The organism is Streptomyces sp. NPDC088254 (genome assembly GCF_044740925.1).
GTDB lineage: Bacteria > Actinomycetota > Actinomycetes > Streptomycetales > Streptomycetaceae > Streptomyces.
The window spans coordinates 380,999-404,391 of record NZ_JBIURQ010000010.1 but is presented as its reverse complement, the minus strand read 5'-3'; the positions used below and the strand labels follow the sequence as shown (position 1 = coordinate 404,391).

21 protein-coding genes are annotated in these 23,393 nt (G+C 71.6%); 16 read left to right on the top strand and 5 right to left on the bottom strand.

Translation table 11 applies throughout. From position 1 onward, the window contains the following. Positions 1–140: 140 nt before the first annotated feature. The 6 genes from ACIOC0_RS28940 (at position 141) to ACIOC0_RS28915 (ending at position 6,429) form a co-directional block, all read left to right on the top strand. Positions 141–1,226, top strand: coding sequence for an LLM class flavin-dependent oxidoreductase (locus ACIOC0_RS28940; RefSeq protein ID WP_402158683.1), 1,086 nt, complete (start codon positions 141–143; stop codon positions 1,224–1,226). Continuing rightward, complete coding sequence (locus ACIOC0_RS28935; RefSeq protein ID WP_402158682.1) at positions 1,223–1,813, top strand: CE1759 family FMN reductase; 591 nt, start codon at positions 1,223–1,225, stop codon at positions 1,811–1,813. Before ACIOC0_RS28940 ends, ACIOC0_RS28935 begins: the two co-directional genes overlap by 4 nt. A 207-nt stretch (positions 1,814–2,020) precedes the next feature. Further along, a complete protein-coding gene (locus tag ACIOC0_RS28930; protein WP_402158681.1) occupies positions 2,021–2,737 on the top strand; it encodes a response regulator transcription factor in 717 nt (238 codons plus the stop codon). Between the two features lie 4 nt (positions 2,738–2,741). Next, on the top strand, positions 2,742–4,211 hold the full coding sequence (locus ACIOC0_RS28925) for an ATP-binding protein (RefSeq protein WP_402158680.1): 1,470 nt from the start codon (positions 2,742–2,744) through the stop codon (positions 4,209–4,211). A 188-nt stretch (positions 4,212–4,399) separates the two neighbouring features. Further along, a complete protein-coding gene (locus tag ACIOC0_RS28920; RefSeq protein WP_007502648.1) occupies positions 4,400–4,603 on the top strand; it encodes a cold-shock protein in 204 nt (67 codons plus the stop codon). Positions 4,604–4,689: 86 nt separating this feature from the next. Next, positions 4,690–6,429, top strand: a complete 1,740-nt coding sequence (locus ACIOC0_RS28915; protein WP_402158679.1) for a DEAD/DEAH box helicase — start codon at positions 4,690–4,692, stop codon at positions 6,427–6,429. 67 nt (positions 6,430–6,496) lie between these two features. Here the strand turns inward: ACIOC0_RS28915 and ACIOC0_RS28910 are convergent, their stop codons facing one another. Together ACIOC0_RS28910 and ACIOC0_RS28905 are read right to left on the bottom strand one after the other, a co-directional pair. Next, a complete protein-coding gene (locus ACIOC0_RS28910; protein ID WP_402158678.1) occupies positions 6,497–7,351 on the bottom strand; it encodes a serine hydrolase domain-containing protein in 855 nt (284 codons plus the stop codon). Positions 7,352–7,410: 59 nt separating this feature from the next. Next, positions 7,411–8,064, bottom strand: a complete 654-nt coding sequence (locus ACIOC0_RS28905; RefSeq protein ID WP_130440804.1) for a hypothetical protein — start codon at positions 8,062–8,064, stop codon at positions 7,411–7,413. A 322-nt stretch (positions 8,065–8,386) separates the two neighbouring features. Here ACIOC0_RS28905 and hemL point away from each other — a divergent pair, with 322 nt between their 5' ends. The 8 genes from hemL to ACIOC0_RS28865 all read left to right on the top strand — a co-directional run bounded on the left by hemL (position 8,387) and on the right by ACIOC0_RS28865 (position 16,710). Then, positions 8,387–9,703 carry a glutamate-1-semialdehyde 2,1-aminomutase gene (hemL, locus tag ACIOC0_RS28900; protein ID WP_402158677.1) on the top strand — a complete coding sequence of 439 codons (1,317 nt, stop codon included), beginning with the start codon at positions 8,387–8,389 and terminating at the stop codon, positions 9,701–9,703. 56 nt (positions 9,704–9,759) lie between these two features. Beyond that, a complete protein-coding gene (locus tag ACIOC0_RS28895) occupies positions 9,760–10,407 on the top strand; it encodes a histidine phosphatase family protein (protein WP_352245335.1) in 648 nt (215 codons plus the stop codon). Between the two features lie 148 nt (positions 10,408–10,555). Continuing rightward, on the top strand, positions 10,556–11,851 hold the full coding sequence (locus tag ACIOC0_RS28890; RefSeq protein ID WP_402158676.1) for a hypothetical protein: 1,296 nt from the start codon (positions 10,556–10,558) through the stop codon (positions 11,849–11,851). Between the two features lie 66 nt (positions 11,852–11,917). Next, entirely contained in the window at positions 11,918–12,544 is a 627-nt protein-coding gene (locus ACIOC0_RS28885; RefSeq protein WP_402158675.1) for a TlpA family protein disulfide reductase, read from the top strand. A gap of 1 nt (position 12,545) precedes the next feature. Next, positions 12,546–13,316, top strand: a complete 771-nt coding sequence (locus ACIOC0_RS28880) for a cytochrome c biogenesis CcdA family protein (RefSeq protein WP_130440812.1) — start codon at positions 12,546–12,548, stop codon at positions 13,314–13,316. Positions 13,317–13,319: 3 nt separating this feature from the next. Then, positions 13,320–15,122 carry a cytochrome c biogenesis protein ResB gene (locus tag ACIOC0_RS28875; protein WP_402158674.1) on the top strand — a complete coding sequence of 601 codons (1,803 nt, stop codon included), beginning with the start codon at positions 13,320–13,322 and terminating at the stop codon, positions 15,120–15,122. Then, positions 15,119–16,198 (top strand): c-type cytochrome biogenesis protein CcsB, encoded by a 1,080-nt coding sequence (gene ccsB / locus ACIOC0_RS28870; RefSeq protein WP_402158673.1) that lies wholly within the window; start codon positions 15,119–15,121, stop codon positions 16,196–16,198. The genes ACIOC0_RS28875 and ccsB overlap by 4 nt, the downstream gene beginning before the upstream one ends. 53 nt (positions 16,199–16,251) lie before the next feature. After that, positions 16,252–16,710 (top strand): SRPBCC domain-containing protein, encoded by a 459-nt coding sequence (locus ACIOC0_RS28865; RefSeq protein ID WP_402158672.1) that lies wholly within the window; start codon positions 16,252–16,254, stop codon positions 16,708–16,710. 60 nt (positions 16,711–16,770) lie between these two features. Here the strand turns inward: ACIOC0_RS28865 and ACIOC0_RS28860 are convergent, their stop codons facing one another. The 3 genes from ACIOC0_RS28860 to ACIOC0_RS28850 form a co-directional block, all read right to left on the bottom strand. Continuing rightward, positions 16,771–18,324 carry a hypothetical protein gene (locus tag ACIOC0_RS28860; RefSeq protein WP_402158671.1) on the bottom strand — a complete coding sequence of 518 codons (1,554 nt, stop codon included), beginning with the start codon at positions 18,322–18,324 and terminating at the stop codon, positions 16,771–16,773. Continuing rightward, positions 18,324–20,384: a hypothetical protein gene (locus ACIOC0_RS28855; protein ID WP_402158732.1), complete on the bottom strand. Its 2,061-nt coding sequence runs from the start codon at positions 20,382–20,384 to the stop codon at positions 18,324–18,326. Before ACIOC0_RS28855 ends, ACIOC0_RS28860 begins: the two co-directional genes overlap by 1 nt. Positions 20,385–20,549: 165 nt before the next feature. Then, positions 20,550–20,870, bottom strand: a complete 321-nt coding sequence (locus ACIOC0_RS28850) for a PLD nuclease N-terminal domain-containing protein (protein WP_352245187.1) — start codon at positions 20,868–20,870, stop codon at positions 20,550–20,552. Positions 20,871–20,988: 118 nt separating this feature from the next. On the opposite strand from ACIOC0_RS28850, the gene ACIOC0_RS28845 reads away from it, so the two are divergent. Next, positions 20,989–22,440, top strand: a complete 1,452-nt coding sequence (locus ACIOC0_RS28845; protein ID WP_402158670.1) for a menaquinone biosynthesis decarboxylase — start codon at positions 20,989–20,991, stop codon at positions 22,438–22,440. Further along, positions 22,437–23,342, top strand: coding sequence for a menaquinone biosynthesis prenyltransferase MqnP (mqnP, locus tag ACIOC0_RS28840; protein ID WP_402158669.1), 906 nt, complete (start codon positions 22,437–22,439; stop codon positions 23,340–23,342). Before ACIOC0_RS28845 ends, mqnP begins: the two co-directional genes overlap by 4 nt. Positions 23,343–23,393: the final 51 nt, after the last annotated feature.

The following is a 23,393-nucleotide window of genomic DNA, read 5'->3' as shown; positions in this document are numbered from 1 at the left end:
GCCACTGACATCGCTCCCGCTACTCGTTCCCCGGTGATCGGGGTACCCGGCGAGCGGTCCCTGCGGAGGGGAATAGGAGCCGGGGCGCCGTCGTTCAGCGGTATAGTTGAACAGTAAACAATTTTGGAGGTTGAGCGGCCATGCAGTTCGGGATCTTCACCGTCGGCGACGTCACGCCGGACCCCACCACGGGGCGCACGCCGACGGAGCGTGAGCGGATCAAGGCCATGGTCGCCATCGCGCAGAAGGCCGAGGAGGTCGGCCTGGACGTCTTCGCCACCGGCGAGCACCACAACCCGCCGTTCGTGCCCTCGTCCCCGACCACGATGCTCGGCTGGATAGCGGCCCGCACGGAGAACCTGATCCTCTCCACCGCGACCACTCTCATCACCACGAACGACCCGGTGAAGATCGCCGAGGACTTCGCGATGCTCCAGCACCTGGCCGACGGCCGCGTGGACCTGATGTTGGGCCGCGGCAACACCGGTCCGGTCTACCCCTGGTTCGGCAAGGACATCCGCGAGGGCATCAACCTCGCCCTGGAGAACTACCACCTGCTGCACCGGCTGTGGCGCGAGGACGTCGTCGACTGGGAGGGCACGTTCCGTACGCCGCTCCAGGGCTTCACCTCGACGCCCCGCCCGATGGACGGTGTGCCGCCGTTCGTCTGGCACGGCTCCATCCGCTCGCCCGAGATCGCCGAGCAGGCCGCCTTCTACGGCGACGGCTTCTTCCACAACAACATCTTCTGGCCGGCCGACCACACCAAGCGGATGGTCGAGCTGTACCGCGCCCGCTTCGCGCACTACGGGCACGGCACGGCCGAGCAGGCCATCGTCGGCCTCGGCGGCCAGGTGTTCATGCGCCGCAACTCGCAGGACGCGGTGCGCGAGTTCCGCCCCTACTTCGACAACGCGCCGGTCTACGGGCACGGGCCGTCCCTGGAGGACTTCACCGACCAGACCCCGCTGACCGTGGGCACCCCGGAGCAGGTCATCGAGAAGACCCTGACGTTCCGCGAGTACGCGGGCGACTACCAGCGCCAGCTGTTCCTCGTCGACCACGCGGGCCTGCCGCTGAAGACCGTGCTGGAGCAGATCGACCTGCTCGGCGAGGAGGTCGTGCCGGTGCTCCGCGAGGAGTTCGCCAAGGGCCGCCCGGCGAACGTGCCGGACGCGCCGACCCACGCCTCCCTCAAGGCCGACCGGAAGGTGACCGTCGCATGAAACTCGTCGTCGTCTCGGCGGGACTGAGCGTCCCGTCGTCCACCCGGCTGCTGGCCGACCGGCTGGCGACGGCCACCGCCGAGCGGGCGGCGGCGGAGGTGGAGGTCGTGGAGCTGCGCGACCTCGCCGTGGAGATCGCGCACAACCTGACCAACGGCTTCCCCGGGCGCAGGCTGGCGGCCGCGCTGGACGCGGTGACCGCTGCGGACGGCCTGATCGTCGTCACGCCGGTGTTCTCGGCGTCGTACAGCGGACTGTTCAAGTCGTTCTTCGACGTCCTGGAGCGGGACGCGCTGGCGGGCAAGCCGGTCCTGATCGCCGCCACCGGCGGCTCGACCCGCCACTCCCTCGTCCTGGAACACGCGCTGCGCCCCCTGTTCGCCTACCTGCGGGCCGTCGTGGTCCCGACCGCGGTCTACGCCGCCTCCGAGGACTGGGGCGCGCAGGGACTGCCCGAACGGGTGGACCGGGCGGCGGGCGAACTGGCGACCTTGATGAAGGGCCTGCCCACGGCGAGGGGACCGAAGGCCGGCGGCGTCGAGGTCACCCCGTTCGCGGAACGACTGGCGTCGCTTTCGCGTCGCTGACCACTCGGCGCCGGCCGGTCTCGTCAGCCCGTCTGGGGGTCCCCCCCTCTGGGGGAGCTTGAGGACGAGGCCCGTCCAGGGCCGAAGCGGTGCTGGGGGCGGCAGCCCCCGGCACCGCCCACTCCGGAAGTGAGAGCCGAGTAAGAAGCCCCGCTGCACCCCGCCCGAACCAGCCGAACCGCCGGAGGCCCTGGCAGAGTGGACGCCGTGCCCCAGACCGTGCTCCTGGCCGAAGACGACCGCGCCATCCGCCATGCCCTGGAACGGGCCCTGACCCTGGAGGGCTACGAGGTCACCGCGGTCGCCGACGGTGTGGAGGCGCTGGCGCACGCCCACAAGTCGCCGCCGGACGTCCTCGTCCTCGACGTGATGATGCCCGGCATCGACGGCCTCCAGGTCTGCCGGGTGCTGCGCGCCGAGGGCGACCGCACTCCGATCCTGATGCTGACCGCGCTCGTGGAGACCGCGGACCGGATCGCCGGACTGGACGCGGGCGCCGACGACTACGTGCCGAAGCCCTTCGACGTCGAGGAGGTCTTCGCCCGTCTGCGCGCGCTGCTGCGCCGCACCGGCCCCGGCGCCCGGCCCGAGGTCCCGCCGAAGCCGACCGCGCCGCCCGCCCGCTTCCTGGAGGCGGCCGGGCTGCGCATGGACCCGCAGGCACGGCGGGCCTGGCGCGGGGAGCGGGAACTGGAGCTGACCCGCACCGAGTTCGAGCTGCTGGAACTGCTGGTGCGCAACGCCGGCATCGTCCTCGACCACTCCACGATCTACGACCGCATCTGGGGCTACGACTTCGGCCCCGGCTCCAAGAACCTCGCCGTCTACGTCGGCTATCTGCGCCGCAAGCTCGACGGGGCCGGCGGCGCCCCGCCGCTGATCCACACCGTGCGCGGCGTGGGCTACGTGCTGCGGGAAGACTGACGCGATGGCTCGCACGGGCCGTTCTGTCCGCACGGGCGGCCGGGTGGGCGGGCTGCTGTCCCGGCGGCGCGCGAAGCTGGTCTCGCTGCGCACCACCTTCGCGGTGTCCTTCGCCACCGTGACCGCCGTCGTCACCGTCCTCGTGGGCGTCCTGTCGTACAGCGCCGCGGCACGGCTGGTGCGGGTGGACCAGGAGTCGGTGTTCGACGAGGTCGTGCAGGACCTGCGGGACGAGGTGCGCGCGCGGGCGATGCGGCCCGGTGACTTCTCCTCGTCCGCGCCCGGCCACGACATCGTGCGCCCGGCCCGTACGGACGTGCAGGTGCTGGGGCCGGACGGCGCGGTCGTCGACCCCGGCGCGCCCGGGCTGCCGGTCAGGGCGGCCGACCGTGACATCGCGGCCGCCGCGACCGCCGGGACGCTCACCGAGCACGGCGACGTCGACGTGGGCCACGACGCGTACCGGGTGGCGACCGTCGCGCTCGGCGGCGGCCGGGGCGCGGTGCAGATCGCGCAGGAGTTCAGCGGCACGGAGGACCTGCTGCGGGCGCTCCAGCAGCGGACCCTGATCCTGATGATCGCCGTGGTGACGGCGGCCGGCCTGTTCGGCTGGTGGCTGGCCAGGCGCATCACCCACCGCCTGGTCATCCTCACCACCGCCGCCGAGGACGTAGCCCGCACCCGCAGGCTCGGCGTCCAGGTGCCCGTCACCGGCCATGACGAGGTCGGCCGCCTCGGGCGGGCCTTCGACCGGATGCTGGGGCGGCTCGCGCAGTCGGAGGAGGACCAGCGGCGGCTGGTGCAGGACGCGGGGCACGAGTTGCGCACCCCGCTGACCTCGCTGCGCACGAACATCTCGCTGCTGCGCCGTATCGACGAGCTGCCGCCCGCGGCCCGTGAGGAGCTGGTCGCCGACCTGAGCCAGGAGGCCCGTGAACTCACCGATCTCGTGAACGAGTTGGTGGAGCTGGCGGCCGGTCAGTCGGACACCGAGCCGCCCCGGCGGGTCGATCTGGCCGACCTCGCCGAGGACGTCGCCGGGCTCGCGCGCCGCCGTACCGGGCGGACCATCCTGGTCCGCGTGAGCGGGGACACCACCACGGACGGGCGGCCGGCGATGCTCCAGCGGGCGCTCAGCAACCTCGTGGAGAACGCGACCAAGTTCGACCGCGGGGGAGCGGGCCCGATCGAGATCGCCGTCACCGGCCCGGCGGGCCCCGGACCGGTCCGTATCGAGGTCCTCGACCGCGGTCCCGGCATCAGCGAGTCCGACCTCACCCGTGTCTTCGACCGCTTCTACCGCGCCGCCGACGCCCGCTCCCTCCCGGGCTCGGGGCTCGGTCTGTCGATCGTCCGGGAGGTGGCCCTGGCCCACGGCGGCGCCCCCTTCGCCGCCCGCCGGGAGGGCGGCGGCTCCACGATCGGCTTCACGGTGGGCGGCGGCCCCGCGGATCACCGGCTGGACGAGGTCTGAGTCGCCGTCCTCACCCGGTCGGGCGTGTTGATTTCCTCCCCGGACCGGCAAGCTGTGCTACGGTTTAACCGTTGCAGTTGTGGTACCCATGAACTTATGTGCGCCTGACGGGAATGTTTCTCCTTCAGGCGCATCAGTTTTTTCCGGCTTCTCCGGATGGGGCCTCTGCCTACAGAAGGAGAAATGTCATGGCACAGGGAACCGTGAAGTGGTTCAACTCCGAAAAGGGTTTCGGTTTCATCGAGCAGGACGGCGGCGGCCCTGACGTCTTCGCCCACTACTCGAACATCGCGACCCAGGGATTCCGCGAGCTCCAGGAGGGCCAGCGGGTCTCCTTCGACGTCACGCAGGGCCAGAAGGGCCCGCAGGCGGAGAACATCGTCCCCGCCTGATCGCCGGACGCGTATCCACTCACCGGGGTCCGCACCGTCATGGTGCGGACCCCGGTTTGTGCTGTTCCCAGGAAGGCAGTAGCCGCATGTCCCGAAGAAGGTCCCAGAAGCCGAACCGGCGGACCTCGTCCCCCTCACCCTCGTCGTCGTCGGGGGCGTCGCCCACGGAGTTCCGGCTGCCGGAGAGCACGACCCCCGCGCTTCCCGCCGTCGAGGACTTCGCCGCTCTGGACATGCCCGCGGCACTGCTGAAGACGCTCACCGCACAGGGTGTGACCAGCCCCTTCCCCATCCAGGCCGCGACGCTGCCGAACTCGCTCGCCGGCCGGGACCTGCTGGGCCGCGGACGCACGGGCTCGGGCAAGACCCTCGCGTTCGGACTGGCGCTGCTGGCCCGCACGGCCGGACTGCGCGCGGAGCCCAAGGCGCCGCTCGCCCTCGTGCTGGTGCCCACCCGGGAACTCGCCCAGCAGGTCACGGACGCGCTGACGCCCTACGCGACGGCGGTCAACCTCCGGCTGACCACCGTGGTCGGCGGGCTGTCCATCACCAAGCAGGCCGGTGCGCTGCGCCGCGGCGCCGAGGTGCTGGTGGCGACCCCCGGCCGGCTCAACGACCTCGTGGACCGCGGGGACTGCGTGCTGGACGACGTACGCATCACGGTGCTGGACGAGGCCGACCAGATGACCGACATGGGCTTCCTGCCGCAGATCACCAAGCTGATCCAGCGGGTGCGGCCCGACGGGCAGCGCATGCTCTTCTCGGCCACCCTGGACCGCAACATCGACCGTCTGGTCCAGCGGTTCCTGACCGACCCGGTGGTGCACTCAGTGGACCCGTCCGCCGGAGCGGTGACCACCATGGAGCACCACGTGCTCCACGTCCAGGACGAGACCGACAAGAAGGCCGTCACCACGCGCATCGCGGCCCGTGACGGCCGGGTCATCCTCTTCCTCGACACCAAGAGGTCCGCCGACCGGCTCGCCAAGCGGCTGCTGGCCGTCGGCGTCCGCGCGGCGGCACTGCACGGCGGCCGCTCCCAGCCGCAGCGCAACCGCACCCTGGAACAGTTCAAGAGCGGCCACGTCACCGCGCTGGTGGCGACGAACGTCGCGGCCCGCGGCATACACGTCGACGACCTCGACCTCGTCGTCAACGTCGACCCGCCCACCGACCACAAGGACTACGTCCACCGGGGCGGCCGTACGGCCCGCGCCGGGGGCTCCGGCAGCGTGGTCACGCTGGTCCTGCCGGACCAGAAGCGGGACGTCACGCGGCTCATGTCGGACGCGGGCATCCGCCCCCGCACGGCCCGTGTCACCTCGGGCGACACGGAACTGGCGACCCTCACCGGTGCCCGTGAGCCGTCCGGAGTGGCCGTCACCGTCGAGGTCCCCCAGCCGCAGACGCCTCAGGCGCCTCGCCAGAAGCCCTCCCGCCGACGCCGCCCCGAGGGCGCCCGCAGGCCGGCGACGCCCACGGAAGGCCGCCCGGCCCGGGCGAAGACATCCGAGGACGCCCCCGCGACAGGCGGCCGCGGCACCACCCGCCGCACGAAGCCCACCGGTTCCGCCGCTCGCCGCACCGGTGCCGACGGAACTGCGAACGGGACCGGCAGGGCCGCGAACGGGACAGGCAGGACTGCGAACGGCGGCAACAGGACGGCGAACGGAACCGCGGCCGGCCGTGGCTCCACGCCCTCCGCCTCCGAGAAGCCGACGCGCGGGTCGGGCCGCCGGGCGACCCCCAAGACCGACACCCCGCGAACCGGGGACCGCAGCCGCGCCCCCCGCCGCTCCGCCACCCCCCGGAGCGACCGCCCCTGACGGCGCCCCCGGCGCACACGACAAGGGGCGAGGCCAACGGGCCTCGCCCCTTGTCGCGAGAGGCAGTTCACACCGCGCGCTGTCCCTTTGCCGCACGCAGGTAGTCCAAGCCGACGCGATCCGTGACGTCGGGAGAACTGCTCAGGCGATGCACCACCGTCCAACGCCCGTCCGGGACGGCGCCGACGAAGACAGACGCGGTGCGCGTGGCTCCGTTGTGCCAGATCACGGGCAGCGGGCCGGTGCGTTGCCACCCCAGCCCAGGTTCTCCCAGCGAACGGTCGTGTACAAGACCCGTCAGTACGCGTGCCACGGTGCGGGGAGTCGCCCACAGGCCGCCGGCGGGCAGGATGGCTCCCGTCATGGTCCACGGTTTCATGGTGCGGCCGAACAGACCTGTCGGCAGCAGCCGACTGCGTTGCGGTGGGCAGGCACTCATGGCCCCAGGCGGCAGGCCGAGCGGGGACAGCACGAGTTCGGTGACGAGATCCTCGTACTTCTGCCCGGTCGCCGAGACCATGGCAGCCCCGAGCACCGCATAGCCGAAGTTGGAGTACTCCTCATGCTCTCCGGCCGGGGCGACAGCGAGCTGATCGAGGCCGGCGAGCAGGCCCAGCAACCGGTCATCGGTGAACTTCTTGTACGGGTCGAGGCGGGATGTTCCCGGAGGCAGTCGAGGCAGACCTGAGGTGTGCTCCGCGAGGTGACGCAAAGTGATGCCGGTGCCCGGCGGCACGCCGAGCCATCGTTCGACGGGATCGTCAGGCTTCAGCACGCCGTGCGAGGCCAGCTGCTCCAGGATCGTTCCGGTGATGACCTTGGTGAAGGATCCGACCTCGACAAACTTGTCGGGATCATGTTCGCCGGTGACGATCGGATCCCTGTCGGAGCTTCCGATGACACAAGTGGGGACGCTGCGCATACCTGTCGATTCGCCGTTCAGGAGGTCGAAAGCCCGCCCCCTGCAATGGGTGGCCCCGCTCAGGGCCACACAAGGCAGTAAGGCTGATGGCCCGCCTCGTGCAGGCGGTGGCTGAAGTCCTGCCATTCGTGCAGGAGTTGGTACACGTTGAACGCGTCGCGGGGGCCGCCGCGGTCGGGGACCGTGGACCAGATGAACGCCGCCGCGCCCACCGCCTCCTCGCCGATGTCGCGGAGGGGGTCGACGACCGTCATGGGGAGCTTCACGACCGCGTAGTCGGGGTGCAGGACGACCAGTTCCAGCGGCGGCACCTTGTGCAGGGGGACGCCCTCGATGCCCGTGAGGACCATCGCCGCCATCGTCTCCGGCTTGATCTTGGTGAACATGCCGCCCATGCCGAGCTCGTCACCGCCGAGTTCCTCGGGGCGCATCGAGATCGGGACGCGGGCCGCGGTGGCGCCGTCCGGCGCGCCGAAGTACTTGTACGTCACCCCCACCCGACCACCATTCCTGCTCCCCGCCGAGAGCCGCTCGACCGCTTGGTCGAGGCGCTCGGACTCGCTCGGTACCCCGGGCACGTCCGGCATGCCGGGTACGCCCTGTGTCTGTCGTACGTCGTCGACTTCCTCCGCGTCGCGCCGGTGCCTTCCCCGCCGGGCACGTCGAGGACCCAGGTCATCAGTCCCCTCGCCCAGTCCGCCACCGCGATGCATATCTCCACCCGACTGCTTTTCTAGGACGCGCGGCCCCCGCCGCGCAACCCGATCATCGTGTCAGTGACCTCCCCCGCGGCCGCACGCCGAAACGTGCGGTGAACTCGCGTCCGCGGGATGTGCGCAGTCACACGACACATCGTCGTAAGTGAGCTACGTCCACGAGGCTCGGTCCGTTTCAGTTTCGCAGACGACCGGCCGGTGGGGACTCGGTGACGGCCCCCGTTGTGGCCGATCCTCGCTGGCCTACCCTGAGGGGGTCACTGGCAACGCAGTCCCGAGACCCCCCAGAAGTCGGAGAAGGTCGGAGTAGCCGCAGGTCATGAGTGAAATGCCGTATTCATACGATGCGCCTGCCTCGCAGGCCCTGTTCGACCGGGCGGCCGCCGTCACGCCGGGCGGCGTGAACTCGCCGGTGCGCGCCTTCCGCGCCGTGGGCGGAACGCCCCGGTTCATGGTGTCCGGATCCGGCCCCTACCTGACCGACGCGGACGGGCGGGAGTACGTCGACCTGGTCTGCTCCTGGGGCCCCATGATCCTCGGGCACTCGCACCCCGAGGTCATCGCCGCCGTCCAGGAGGCCGTCGCCCGCGGCACGTCCTTCGGCACGCCCGGTGAGGGCGAGGTCGCCCTCGCCGAGGAGATCGTCGCGCGCGTCGAGCCCGTCCAGCAGGTGCGGCTGGTCTCCAGCGGCACCGAGGCGACCATGTCCGCGATCCGGCTGGCCCGCGGGTTCACCCGGCGCACCAAGGTCGTCAAGTTCGCCGGCTGCTACCACGGCCACGTCGACTCGCTGCTCGCCGCGGCGGGCTCCGGCGTCGCCACCTTCGCGCTGCCGGACACCCCGGGCGTCACCGGCGCCCAGGCCGGTGACACCATCGTGCTGCCGTACAACGACCTGGAGGCCGTGCACGAGGCCTTCCACCGGCACCCCGGCGAGATCGCCTGCGTGATCACCGAGGCATCGCCCGGCAACATGGGCGTCGTGCCGCCGCTGCCCGGGTTCAACCAGGGCCTCAAGGACGCCTGTGCCGCCAACGGCGCGCTCTACATCTCCGACGAGGTCATGACCGGCTTCCGTACCAGCCGCGCCGGCTGGTACGGCGTCGACGGCGTCCGGCCCGACCTGATGACCTTCGGCAAGGTGATGGGCGGCGGCTTCCCGGCCGCCGCGTTCGGCGGTCGCGCCGACGTGATGGAGCACCTCGCCCCCGCCGGGCCCGTCTACCAGGCCGGCACCCTCTCCGGGAACCCGGTCGCCACCGCCGCCGGCCTCGCCCAGCTGCGGCTGCTCGACGACGCCGCGTACGCCACGGTGAACGCCGTGTCCGAGCAGGTCCAGACGCTGGTGTCCCAGGCGCTGTCCAAGGAGGGCGTGGCCCACAGGCTGCAGAGCGCCTCCAACATGTTCTCCGTCTTCTTCACGGACCGCCCGGTGCGCGACTACACGGACGCGCGGGCGCAGGACTCGTTCCGCTACACCGCCTTCTTCCACTCGCTGCTGGCGAACGGCGTCTATCTGCCGCCCTCGTCCTTCGAGTCCTGGTTCGTGTCCACGGCCCACGACGAGCGGGCCCTCCAGCGGATCGCCGACGCCCTCCCGGCGGCGGCCCGAGCGGCTGCGGAGGCCACCGCGTGAGCACCGAGAAGACCCCGGGCACCGGGAACGACAGCGACATCACCGTCGTCCACCTCATGCGCCACGGCGAGGTGGAGAACCCCGACGGCGTCCTCTACGGCCGTCTCGGCGGATACCACCTCTCCGAGCTGGGCCGGCGGATGGCCGACCGGGTCGCCGAGCACCTCGCCCCGCGCGACGTCACCTATGTGTGCGCCTCCCCCCTGGAGCGGGCGCAGGAGACGGCCACGCCGATCGCCAAGGCGCACGGGCTGGACCTCGACAGCGACGCGCGGCTCATCGAGGCCGAGAACGTCTTCCAGGGCAAGACCTTCGGCGTCGGGGACGGCGCCCTGCGCCGGCCGGAGAACTGGAAGCACCTCGTCAACCCGTTCAAGCCGTCCTGGGGCGAGCCGTACGTCGACCAGGTCGTGCGGATGATGGGCGCGCTGAACGCGGCGAAGGACCAGGCGCGCGGGCACGAGGCCGTGCTGGTCAGCCATCAGCTGCCGATCTGGATCGTGCGGTCCTACGTCGAGCGCCGGCGGCTCTGGCACGACCCGCGCAAGCGGCAGTGCACCCTCGCCTCGCTGACGACGTTCACCTACCGCGGCGACACCATCGTCTCCGTCGGCTACACCGAGCCCGCCCGCGACCTCGTCCCCGCCCACCTCCTCGCCGGCGCCAAGCCGGTCAAGGGCAAGGGCAAAGCCTTCGGGGCGTAAGACACTTCACACGCCCCGGATTCCCCGCCGGGATCAACTGGCTCATTCCCGGCCATCGTTACGAAACTCGCACGAACAAGCGGAACCCCTTTGTTCGCCGCGTCCTCTCAGTGGGTGACCACCAGAGGACGTGACGAACGGGGATGCCATGCGCACTCTCAGCCGCAGGGGAGCGATCGGGCTCGGAGCAGGAGCCGTCGCCGCCGCCGGACTCGCCGGATGCGGCGGCTCCGCCGACCCGGACGGATCGAAGCCGTCGTCCGGTTCCGGGAAGAACCGTTCCGGCTCGGCCGAGCCCAGCCCGAGCCCGACCGCCCCGGCCCGCCCCCTGGGTGACGGCTCCACCTCCCTCACCGGCAAGCAGCCCCACCAGCCCGCCGCGCCCCGGCCGCTCGAACCCGGCCAGGAGCCGCCGCAGTTCGTGGTCTTCTCCTGGGACGGCGCCGGCGAGGTCGGCAACGGGCTCTTCCCGCGCTTCCTGGACCTCGCCAAGGAGCACGGCGCGGCGATGACCTTCTTCCTCTCCGGCATCTACCTGCTGCCCGAGTCCAAGAAGCGGCTCTACGACCCGCCGGGCAACCGTCGCGGGGCCTCCGACATCGGCTACCTCACCGACGCCCACATCAAGGACACCCTGAAGTACCTGCGCCGCGCCTGGCTCGAAGGGCACGAGATAGGCACCCACTTCAACGGGCACTTCTGCGGGGAGGGCAGCGGCTCGGTCGGCAACTGGACCTCCCAGCAGTGGCGCAGCGAGATAGACCAGGCCAAGGCCTTCGTGAAGGAGTGGCGCACCAACTCCGGCTGGACCGACCTGCCCGCGCTGCCCTTCGACTACGACAAGGAACTCGTCGGCGGCCGCACCCCCTGCCTCCTCGGCCAGGACAACCTGCTGCCCACCGCCCGCGCCCTCGGCTGGCGCTACGACGCCTCCTCGCCCGGCGGCCGTCAGGTCTGGCCCACCAAGAAGCAGGGCATATGGGACCTTCCGTTGCAGCAGATACCGTTCCCCGGCCGGGGGTTCGAGGTCCTGTCGATGGACTACAACATGCTCGCCAACCAGTCGATCAACTCCACCAAGGCGCCCAGCCACAACTACCCGCGCTGGCGCCAACAGGCCGCCCAGGCGTACATACAGGGATTCAAGCGGGCATTCGAGACGAACCGCGCGCCCTTCTTCGTCGGCAACCACTTCGAGCAGTGGAACGGCGGCATCTACATGGACGCCGTCGAGGAGGCCTTCAAGCACATCGCCCGGGAGAAGGAGAAGGGCGCGGACGTGCGGCTGGTCTCCTTCCGGCAGTTCGTCGACTGGCTCGACGTGCAGAGGCCCGAGGTGCTGGCCAAGCTCAGGACCCTGGAGGTCGGCCGGCGGCCGCCCGGCGGCTGGCAGGCCTTCCTCGGCGCCCAGGCCCCCGTCTCCCCCCGGCCGTCCGCCGCCTGAAATGCGGGTTTCCACCCGCAAGGGGGGTGCGCAAGATCCCCAGAACGGGCATGCGAAACTTTTCACATGAGTGCCGCCTGCCGCGCCCCCCGAAGCTCGAGGAACCGGACCCGAACGCGCCGCGCCGCCCTGACCGCAGGCGCCGCCGTCGCGGCGCTGCTCGTCTCCGCGTGCACCTCAGGAGGCACCTCGGGCGGGGGCGGCGACACCAACTTCATCATGGGCGCGGACGGCGTGGCGACCGCGAAGAAGGGGGAGCGGGCCGAGGCTCCCGACCTCTCCGGCACGACCGTGGACGGCGGGCAGCTCGACGTCTCCTCCTTCAAGGGCAAGGTCGTCGTCCTGAACGTGTGGGGCTCCTGGTGCGCCCCCTGCCGTGCGGAAGCGCCGAACTTCGAGAAGGTCCACAGCGACCTCAAGGACAAGGGCGTGCAGTTCGTCGGCATCAACACCCGTGACGCCGAGGTGACCAACGCCCGCTCCTTCGAGAAGCAGCAGGGCGTGACGTACCCGAGCCTCTACGACCCGAACGGCAAGCTGATGCTCCGCTTCAAGCGGGGCACGCTCAACCCGCAGGCGATCCCCTCCACCCTCGTCATCGACCGGGAGGGGAAGATCGCCGCCCGCTCGCTGGCAGCGCTCAGCGAGGAGAAGCTGCGCGGCATGATCTCCCCGGTCCTCGCGGAGAAGTGACGTGAGCACGGTCACGACACTCGCCCAGGAGGGCGTCAACGGCACGGTGCTCAACGGCGCCCTGCTCGTCGCCCTGCCCGTCGCCGTGCTCGGCGGCCTCGTCTCCTTCTTCTCCCCCTGCGTCCTGCCCCTCGTCCCCGGCTACCTGTCCTACGTCACCGGGGTCACCGGCACCGACCTCGGCGAGGCCCGGCGCGGCCGGATGGTCGCCGGCGCCTCCCTGTTCGTCCTCGGCTTCACCGCCGTGTTCGTCTCCAGCGGCGCCCTGTTCGGCTACTTCGGGGAGACCCTCCAGGACAACAAGGACGTCCTCAGCGATGTGCTGGGCGTGCTCATGATCCTCATGGGCGTCTTCTTCATGGGCCTGATGCCCTGGATGACCCAGCGGGAGTTCCGCTTCCATCGCCGGCCCGCCGCCGGTCTGGCCGGCGCCCCGCTGCTCGGCGCGCTGTTCGGCATCGGCTGGACGCCGTGCATCGGCCCGACCCTCGCCTCCGTCCTCGCCCTGTCCTCGCAGCAGTCGAGCGCGGGCCGCGGCGCGATACTGACCGTCGCCTACTGCCTCGGCCTCGGCGTGCCCTTCGTGCTCGCCGCGGTCGCCTTCCGCAAGGCGCTCGGCGCCTTCGGCTGGGTCAAGCGCCACTACGTCTGGGTGATGCGGATCGGCGGCACGATGATGATCGTGACCGGTCTGCTGCTGCTGACCGGCGTCTGGGACAGTCTCGTGCAGGACATGCAGTCCTGGTCCACCGGCTTCACTGTGGGGATCTGATCCATGAGCAACACGACCGCCGGCGAGCAGACCCCGGCCGCCCCCGACGACCAGGACCTCGGTGCGGCCGGCTCCCAGCTGTCCACCGCCCCGGCGGAGACGCTCTCCGGCGGCCCCGCGCTCGGCGTCGTCGGCTGGGCCCGCTGGTTCTGGCGGCAGCTGACCTCCATGCGGGTCGCGCTGCTGCTCCTGCTGCTGCTCGCGCTCGGCGCGATCCCCGGCTCGCTGATCCCGCAGACCGGCACCGACGCCACCAAGGTCGCCGCCTTCCTCAAGGACAACCCCACCCTCGGGCCCATCTACGAGAAGCTCGGCCTGTTCCACGTCTACAGCTCGGTGTGGTTCTCCGCGATCTACATCCTGCTGTTCGTCTCGCTCATCGGCTGCATCATCCCCCGCACCTGGCAGTTCGTGGGCCAGCTGCGCGGCCGCCCGCCGGGCGCGCCCAGGCGGCTGACGCGGCTGCCCGCCCACACCACGTGGCGCACGGGGGCCGAACCGGAGGAGGTCCGCGAGGCCGCCCTCGCGCTGCTGAAGAAGCGCCGCTTCCGCGCCCACCTCGCCGGTGACGCGGTCGCCGCCGAGAAGGGTTACCTGCGCGAGGTCGGCAACCTCGCCTTCCACATCGCGCTCATCGTGATGCTGGTCGCCTTCGCCTGGGGCCAGCTGTTCAAGATGGAGGGCAACAAGCTGATCGTCGAGGGCGGCGGGTTCTCCAACACCCTCACCCAGTACGACGACATCAAGTCCGGCACGCTCTTCAGCACCGACGACCTGGCGCCGTTCAGCTTCACCCTGGACGACTTCAAGGGCACCTACGAGGTGTCCGGCCCCAACAAGGGCACCCCGCGCACCTACCAGGCCTCCCTCACCTACTCCGAGGGCGCCTACGGCAAGGACCGCAAGACCGTCGTCAAGGTCAACCACCCGCTGGAGCTCGGCGACTCCAAGGTCTACCTCACCGCCCACGGCTACGCCCCGGTCGTCACCGTCCGCGACGGCAAGGGCGAGGTCGTCTACCGCGACGCCGTGCCCCTGCTGCCGCTCGACTCCAACGTCACGTCCTCCGGTGTGATCAAGGTCTACGACGGCTACCGCGACGCCAAGGGCACGAGCGAGCAGCTCGCCTTCCAGGCCTTCCTGCTGCCGAGCTACGCCAAGGGCAACGAGGTGTCCTCGGTCTTCCCGGCCCTGCTGAACCCGGTGCTGAACCTGGTGCCGTACCACGGGGACCTGGGCGTGGACGCGGGCATCCCGCAGAGTGTGTACCAGCTCGACAAGAGCCACATGAAGGCGTTCAAGGACGCCAAGGGCATCCAGATGCGGGAGAACCTCAAGCCCGGGGAGACCCTGACGCTTCCTGGCGGCGCCGGTTCGATCACCTACGACGGCACCAAGGAGTGGGCGAACTTCCAGGTCACCCAGCAGCCCGGCAGCGGCTGGGCGCTGGGCGGCGCGCTCACCGCGATCTTCGGCCTGGCCGCCTCCCTGTTCATCCAGCGCCGCCGGGTGTGGGTGCGCGCGGTGAAGGGCGCCGACGGGGTGACGGTCGTGGAGATGGCCGGCCTCGGCCGCAGCGAGTCCGCGAAGCTCCCCGAGGAGCTGGGCGACCTCGCCGGGCTCCTCTACGACCAGGCCCCCGCAGCGCCCGACCCGGAGGACGATCCCGACGGCCCTCCCGGCCCGGGGACCGATCCCGACCCCGACGCCGCCCCTGAGCCGACCCCGGGCACCGCCCCCGAAGCCGCCCCGGGCTCCACGACCCCCCACCCCCGAGCCGTACCTGCCGAAGGGCTGGAGAAATGACTCTCGCCGCCGCCACCAACGAGAACCTCGCGAACGTCAGCAACACGCTGATCTACTCCGCGATGGCCGTCTACACCCTGGCCTTCTTCGCGTACATCGCCGAATGGCTCTTCGGCAGCCGCAGCAAGGTCGGCCGCACGGCCGCCGCGCTCACCGCCGGCGCCACGGCGGCGAAGGGCCCGGCCGTGACCGTGAAGAAGGCCGGCAACACCGCCGTGCTGGAGCGCCCGAAGGTCGTCGTACGGTCCGCGGCCGGCGCGCGTGACGTGCCCGACGGGCCGGGCGCGCACGGCGGGGACGAGCAGGGCGACCTCTACGGCCGTGTCGCCGTCTCCCTCACGGTGCTCGCGTTCCTCGTCGAGTTCGGCGGGGTGCTCACCCGGGCCCTCTCGGTGCAGCGCGCCCCCTGGGGCAACATGTACGAGTTCAACCTCACCTTCTCCACGGTGGCCGTCGGCGTGTACCTCGCGCTGCTGGCGCTCAGGAAGAACGTGCGCTGGCTCGGCCTGTTCCTGATCACCACCGTGCTGCTGGACCTGGGCCTCGCCGTCACCGTCCTCTACACGGCGAGCGACCAGCTGGTCCCGGCCCTGCACTCCTACTGGCTGTACATCCACGTCTCCACCGCGATCTTCTGCGGCGCGGTGTTCTACGTCGGTGCGGTCAGCACGATCCTGTACCTGTTCAAGGACTCCTACGAGAACAAGCTCGCGAGCGGCGGCGCCCCCGGCCGGTTCGCGAACTCGGTCCTGGACCGGCTGCCGGCCGCGGCCTCCCTGGACAAGTTCTCCTACCGCGTCAACGCGGCCGTCTTCCCGCTGTGGACGTTCACGATCATCGCGGGCGCGATCTGGGCGGGCGACGCCTGGGGCCGCTACTGGGGCTGGGACCCCAAGGAGACCTGGTCGTTCATCACCTGGGTCGCCTACGCCGGCTATCTGCACGCCCGCGCCACCGCCGGCTGGAAGGGCCGCAAGGCCGCCTACCTCGCCCTGATCGCCTTCGCCTGCTGGCTGTTCAACTACTACGGCGTCAACATCTTCGTCAGCGGAAAGCACTCCTACTCGGGGGTGTGACCACCGGCCCGCCAAGGGGTGCGTGAGGTGTCGGTCGGGGTCACGCTGGTGTCATGAGCGGTTCGATCGAGCAGGGCACCAGCCAGACCCACGGCGACATCCGCATCCTGCACTTCCTGGTGCGGCTGCCGCGGACCATGGAGGCGGTCTGGCCGGCGTTCACCACTCCGGACGGGCTCGCGCAGTGGTTCGGGCCCGTCGACGTGCTGGAACCCCGGTACGGGGGCGTGATCGGGCTGCCGGGCCTGGGCGGCGGACAGGTCACCGCGTGGGACGTGGACCGGGTCGCCGAGTACACGGTGGAGGGCGGCGGCCGGATGCGGTTCCACCTGGAGCGGGACGGGGAGCGCGGGTGCGTCCTCCGGTTCACCTACGAGTTCCAGGGCGGCCGGGACGACGACGAGGACGACGCGGGGGACACCGCTCCGGCCGCGGAACCCGAGGGCGGGAGCGAGCACGGCTGGCGGGCGCGTTTCGAGCGCCTGATCGAGCACATGGAGCGGGTCCCTTAGCCCGCCCGGGTCGGCTCCCCGGGGAAGGACCGACCCGGCCCGCCGGGGAGACCGCGCCCCCTACGACGGCGGCAGGCACTCCTTCGCCGGCGGTCTCCCCTCCGGCCAGGCGATGCGGACGAAGCGGGAGGCGCCCTGCGCGGTGAGCTCGACGATCGGCACGGCCTTGTCGTACGGGTTGCCGTGTACGTCCAGGCAGATCCATCCGCTGGCCCCGCTCACCCGCAGCGAGCCCTTGACCTGCGGCCACTGAAGGCCGACGTCCGCGAGGGACGGCACGGTCCCGCCGTCGGGAGTGGCCTCCCGGATGCCGTGGACGGCGAGGCGCAGCGCGTCGTACGCGATGATCAGCTGCCCGTCGTCCAGCGCCGTGGGCCCGATCGGGCCGACCGGCTCACGGACGGCGCGTTCCAGCAGCGAGGCCAGCGCCGCCGCGTCCCGCGCCGACCCGCCCGTCGCCGGGGCGCCCCTGGTCCAGGCGTCCGGGTGGGCGAGGGCGGTGTAGCGGACGGAGAGGCTGCGGGTGAGGGCGGTGCGGTCCAGTTGCGGGTCGCCCGTCAGGTAGGAGCCCTCGTCGCCGGTGAGCAGGGTGAACCGGCGGTCCTGGCAGCCGCGGCCGCCGAGCGCGTTGATGAACTGCCGCAGCTGGGTGTGGCGGCCGGCGAACAGGATGGTGTCGGTCTCCGGCGAGGTGTCGCACACGAGGTGGGTGATCTGCCGGAAGGTGTTCGCGGTCGTGCCCTCCTGGGAGCGGTCGGCGGGCGGCGTGAACGGCTGCGGCTCGTAGGGGGAGCCCTTGATCAGCGCGGCGAACGACGTCTGCAGCGTCCGCGTGTACGGATCGCCCGGCTTGTCGTACACCAGCAGCGCGCGCCCCGCGGTGACCTTCGCGAACGAGGCCAGGGCGCGCGCCTCGTCGGTGTTGGTGGGGGAGACCCGGGCGAGGCCGGGGAAGGGGTCCTTGCCGCCGTGCCCGTTGGCGAGGTCGTCGGCGGTGATGGACGCGCCGATGACCGGGATGCCCCGCCGGGTCAGCTCCGCCACGGCCCTCTTGTTGTCCTCGGTGCTCATGCCGACCCCGGCGACCGCGCGCAGCCGCTCCGGTCCGGTCGTCATCCGCTCCAGCTGGTCCACCAGGCGCTCCCAGTGTGCGCTGGTCGCTCCGGGGTTGGCCAGCACCAGCCGGATCGCGGGGGCCTGCCCGTTGGAGGTGTGGTTGGCCTCCCACTGGGCGAGATAGGCGCCCTGCACCTCGTGCAGGATGTCGCTGAGGGTGGAGGGGGTGGTGGCGGTGTACGGCATCATCAGCGCGACCGTGACGTAACTCCCCTCCTTCAGCCGGTCGTTCTCCCGGTCGATGGCCCGCACCGCGTCCCGGAACCGGGGCCGCCCGAAGTCGTACGCGGTCGACGTCACGCCCACGCACTCGTCGCTGCCCTCGGGACGGGACACGCCCGGTGCGCACGAGCGGTCCTCGCGGGTGAGCGCTCGCACCGCGAAGAACGCGCCGGTGACGAGCGCGGCCGTGACCAGCACCGCGACATAGCGGTAGAGGCGGATCTCCCAGACCTCCCGCAGCCACCGCCCGAAGGAACCTCTGCCCCCGTCGGCCATCACGCCTCCCCGTCCCCGTCCCCGTCGTCGTCGGCGTCGTCGTGCGCGGGGACGCGCAGGGGGCGGCCCGCCAGGGCGTCCCGGTGCCAGGCCCGGGACGTCGTGAACAGCAGCGCGCCCCCGGCGGGCCGCAGGTCGGACAGTTGCAGCAGTTCGAACCGCAGCCGGTCGCACACCGTCGCCTCGGGCGGCACCAGCGGGTCGCTCACCTGCCACACCGCGTGCAGCAGCCGCCGTACGCGCAGATGGAGGCCGGCGTCCACGCCGTCGGGCGGCCGCTCGGCCCCGTCCGTGCGGCCCAGGGCGATCGCCGTGCGGCGGTCGTCGTCGCGGGCCCGGAAGCAGGGCGCGGAGGCGAGGAAGGCGAGCGTGCCGAGCCAGGCGCGGGTGTCCAGCGTGGCGAAGGTGTCCCGCAGATGGGCCACCGCGCCGGCGGTGTCGCCGAGGGCCAGTTCGTGGTGGAGCCGGTAGCGGGCGTGGGGGTCGGCACCGCCCTCGGGGCCGGGCGTGTAGTGCCGGATCAACGTCTCGTGCACCTCACGCCACTCGGCGTGGTCGGCGTCGCGGTGGTGCAGCCGGAGCAGCAGCAGGGTGCGGACGAAGGGGTCGCCGACGAAGTGGTCCGGCCGGCCCGCGAGTCCCTCCACGGCGAGCCGCGCCCGCAGGGACCGTACGCCCGATGAGCCGAAGTCGTCGGGCAGTCGGGCGGCGGCCAGGGCCACGGCGGAGTCGTGGTCGTGGGCGGCCGCGAGGACGGTCAGCTCGCCGAGGCGGTCGGCGGGGACCAGCCGGGTGAGCAACTCGGTGCACGCGGGCCGTCCGTCGTCGGGGTCCTCGGTGAGTTTGATCCGCGCGGTCAGCAATCGGCCCAACGACGCCGCCCGGTCCGGGTGTTGCCGGGCGGCTGTGGCGGTGAGGACGATGCCCAGCGGGTTGCCGCCGGTCAACCGGTGCACCGCGTGCGGAAGTCGGGGCGGGACGACGACGTCGTCGCAGACCGCGCCCACCATGTGCAGGGTGTCGTCCGGGGACAGCGGCGGCAGCGGCACCAGCAGCGCCCGCGAGGACGGCGACGGGCCCGGCGTCCAGCCGGTCGCGCGGGCGACCTCCGCGAGGTCACGCCGTACGGCGTCCCGCAGCAGGGGGTGACCGGTCCCGCGTACGGTCGCCGCCCACACCACCTGGTCGGCGATCCCCTCGGCCCGGTCCCGCAGCACGGCGTCCAGCAGCCCCGGGCCCGGCCCGCCGCGCGCGTTGTCCAGCAGGATCAACGGCCGCCCCAGCCGCCGCAGATGGGAGCCGAGGCCCGAGTACGCCTCGGCCAGGTCGGCGAGCAGCGCCCGCACCAGCCGGCGCTCGGCGTGCTCGCGGGACGCGCCGCCGGCCCGGAAGTTGCCCGCGAGCAGCAGCAGTCCGCGCTTGGCGTTGCCGCCCGCGTTGGGGTAGGCGCGGTACCAGGTGGCCGGCTTCTGCTCCTTGCGGGAGGTGACGCCCTCCGACAGCGCCTCCAGCGTGGCCTCGATGGCCGCCGCCACGAACGCGCCCTGGCCGCTCGCCGTCGAGACGACCTGCACCGCGACCCGCGCCGCCCAGCGTCCGGCCATGCTGAACCGTGAGCCCCGCTCGTTCAGCAGCAGGATCCGGGTCAGCTCCCGCCGGATGCGCTCCGAGTCGCCGCGTCCGCTCCAGTCGCCGGCCCGCACCGCCACCAGGCCCGCCGTCAGCCGCGGGAAGGTGAGCTGCCCGGCCGCCTTGACCGGCTCGGTCAACTGTTCTGCCAGCACCAGCAGCGCCTGCCAGACGGGGGACCAGGACTCGGGGCTCTCCTCGTGCGGCGGGCGCGCGAACTGCTCGTCCTCGCAGTCGATCAGCGCGGCCGGCGTCCGCTTGCGCGACTCGCCGCCCCGCAGCCGCTCGGTGTACGCGCCGAGGATCTCGGCGAGCACCGCGCTCTTGCCCGCGCCCCGGCCGCCGGCCAGCACCAGCAGGGGCGGCCCGCCGGGGTGTTCCACCCGTTCGGCGTGATGCTCGTACGGCCGCAGCCCGACCAGCCGGGACATGAGTCCGGCCGGCTCGACGTCGAACAGCGCCCCCCGTCCGTGCAACTGTCCGTGCACCGCACCTCCCCCGTGGCCGGTCTACGACGCCAGGGTAAGGAGGGAGTGTTGATGTGTGCCAGACCGCGTGAGGCCGGCCGGGCGAGGTCCGGCGGGTGAGAAACCGCGTCAGGGCTGCTCGCCGTCGTCCTTGCGCCGCTTCTTCTCCTCCTCGTCCAGCGACTTCAGGAACTCGGGGTTGTCGTCGGGTGCGACCCACCCTCCGCGCTGACGGCCGCCGCGGACGCCCGACCAGCCCTCGGCGGCCGGGCTGCGCTTCTTGCCCGCGATCAGCCACGAGATCGAGCCCACGAGAGGGAACAGCAGCACGAGGATCGCCCACAGCGGCTTGGGCATGTGGCGGATGTCGTCGTCCTTCGTGCTGATGCAGTCGATGAACGCGTACACGCTCAACGCCAGCGGCACCAGGAACATCAGTACCCGGAGCATGGGGGCCTCTCAGAGCAGTCGTGGTCGGGGCCGCGGTCCGAGGGCCTTGCGCAGGTGCAAGGACCCCTGAGGGCCCCAGGTACTGGGTCAGGGTAGCCGCTCGGGGATACTTGGCCCCATGGCTTACGACGATCTTCGCTCCCTGCTCAGGGCCCTGGAGCGCGAGGGCGACCTCAAGCGCGTCAAGGCCGAGGTCGATCCGTACCTGGAGGTCGGGGAGATCGTCGACCGGGTGCAGAAGGCCCAGGGCCCGGCGCTGCTCTTCGAGAACGTGAAGGGCTCCGCGATGCCCCTCGCGATGAACGTCTTCGGCACCGACCGCCGGCTCCTCAAGGCCCTCGGCCTCACCTCGTACGCGGAGATCTCCGAGAGGATCGGCGGTCTGCTCAAGCCCGAGCTGCCGCACGGGTTCGTCGGCGTCCGCGAGGCCTTCGGCAAGCTCGGCGCGATGACGCACGTCCCGCCGAAGAAGGTGAAGGACGCCCCCGTGCAGGAGGTCGTCCTGCACGGCGACGACGTGGACCTCGACCGGCTGCCCGCGCTGTTCACCTGGCCCAAGGACGGCGGCTCCTTCTTCAACCTGGGCCTGACCCACACCAAGGACCCGGAGAGCGGGATCCGCAACCTCGGCCTGTACCGCCTCCAGCGCCACGACCGGCGCACCATCGGCATGCACTGGCAGATCCACAAGGACAGCCGCAACCACTACCAGGTGGCGGCCCGCCGCGGCGAACGCCTCCCGGTCGCCATCGCCTTCGGCTGTCCGCCCGCCGTGACGTACGCCTCCACCGCCCCGCTCCCCGGCGACATCGACGAGTACCTCTTCGCCGGGTTCCTCGCCGGCAAGCGGATCGAGATGGTCGACTGCAAGACCGTGCCGCTCCAGGTGCCGGCGCAGGCGGAGGTCGTCCTCGAAGGCTGGCTGGAGCCGGGGAAGATGCTCCCGGAGGGCCCCTTCGGCGACCACACCGGCTTCTACACCCCGCAGGAGCCGTTCCCCGCGCTCACCATCGACTGCGTCACCATGCGCCGCCGCCCGCTGCTCCAGTCGATCGTCGTCGGCCGCCCGCCGACGGAGGACGGCCCGCTCGGCCGGGCGACGGAGCGCTTCTTCCTCCCGCTCCTGAAGATCATCGTCCCGGACATCGTGGACTACCACCTGCCCGAGGCGGGCGGCTTCCACAACTGCGCGATCGTCTCCATCGACAAGAAGTACCCCAAGCACGCGCAGAAGGTCATGCACGCCATCTGGGGCGCGCACATGATGTCGCTGACCAAGCTGATCGTGGTCGTGGACTCCGACTGCGACGTCCACGACCTGCACGAGGTGGCCTGGCGCGCCCTCGGCAACACCGACTACGCCCGCGACCTGTCCCTCGTCGAAGGCCCGGTCGACCACCTCGACCACGCCTCCTACCAGCAGTTCTGGGGCGGCAAGGCGGGCATCGACGCGACGAGGAAGTGGCCCGAGGAGGGCTACACCCGGGACGGCGGCTGGCCCGACATGGTCCTGTCGGACCCGGAGACGGCGTCCCTGGTGGACCGCCGCTGGAAGGAGTACGGGCTGTGACCTCCGCCTCCGCGGCGCTCCCGCAGCAGCCGGGACGCACGAAAGCCTTCCTGCGCCTGGTGATGATCGAGCACTCGGTCTTCGCGCTGCCCTTCGCCTACATCGCCGCCCTCACCGCGATGTTCCAGCTGGACCGCAACGTCCACTGGGGCCGGCTCGCGCTGGTCACCGTCTGCATGGTGGGCCTGCGCACCTTCGCGATGGCGGTCAACCGGATCATCGACCGTGAGATCGACGCGCGGAACCCGCGCACCGCCGGGCGCGAGCTGGTCACCGGCGCGATGTCGGTGCGGCACGCGTGGACGGGCGCGCTGATCGCGCTGGCGGTCTTCCTGGGCGCGGCGGCCCTGCTGAACCCGCTCTGCCTGGCGCTCGCCCCCGTCGCCGTGGTCCCGATGGTGGTCTACCCCTACGGCAAACGCTTCACGAACTTCCCCCAGGCCATCCTGGGTGTGGCCCAGGCGATGGGCCCGATCGGCGGCTGGCTCGCGATCACGGGGGAGTGGTCGTGGGACGCGGTGATCCTCGGGCTCGCCGTGGGCGTCTGGATCGGCGGCTTCGACCTGATCTACGCCTGTCAGGACGTCGAGACCGACCGCGAGATCGGCGTCAGGTCGGTCCCGGCCCGCTTCGGCGTCCCGGCGGCGATCTGGGGCGCCCGCGTCTGCCATGCGATCACCACGGCCCTGTTCGTCTGGTACGCCCTGGCCACCGGCGCGGGCGCGTTCTTCTGGCTGGGCCTGCTGATCGTCGCCGGCGCGTTCGTCTACGAGCACACCATCGTCCGCCCGCACGACCTGTCCCGGGTGAACAGGGCGTTCTTCTCGGTCAACGGCTTCATCGGCATCGCCTTGTTCGTGTGCGCGCTGCTCGATCTCGCGGTGCGGGGTCTGACCGTCTGACCACGCGCCCACCGGTACGCTCAAGGTGTGAACGCAGGAGAAACGCAGCGC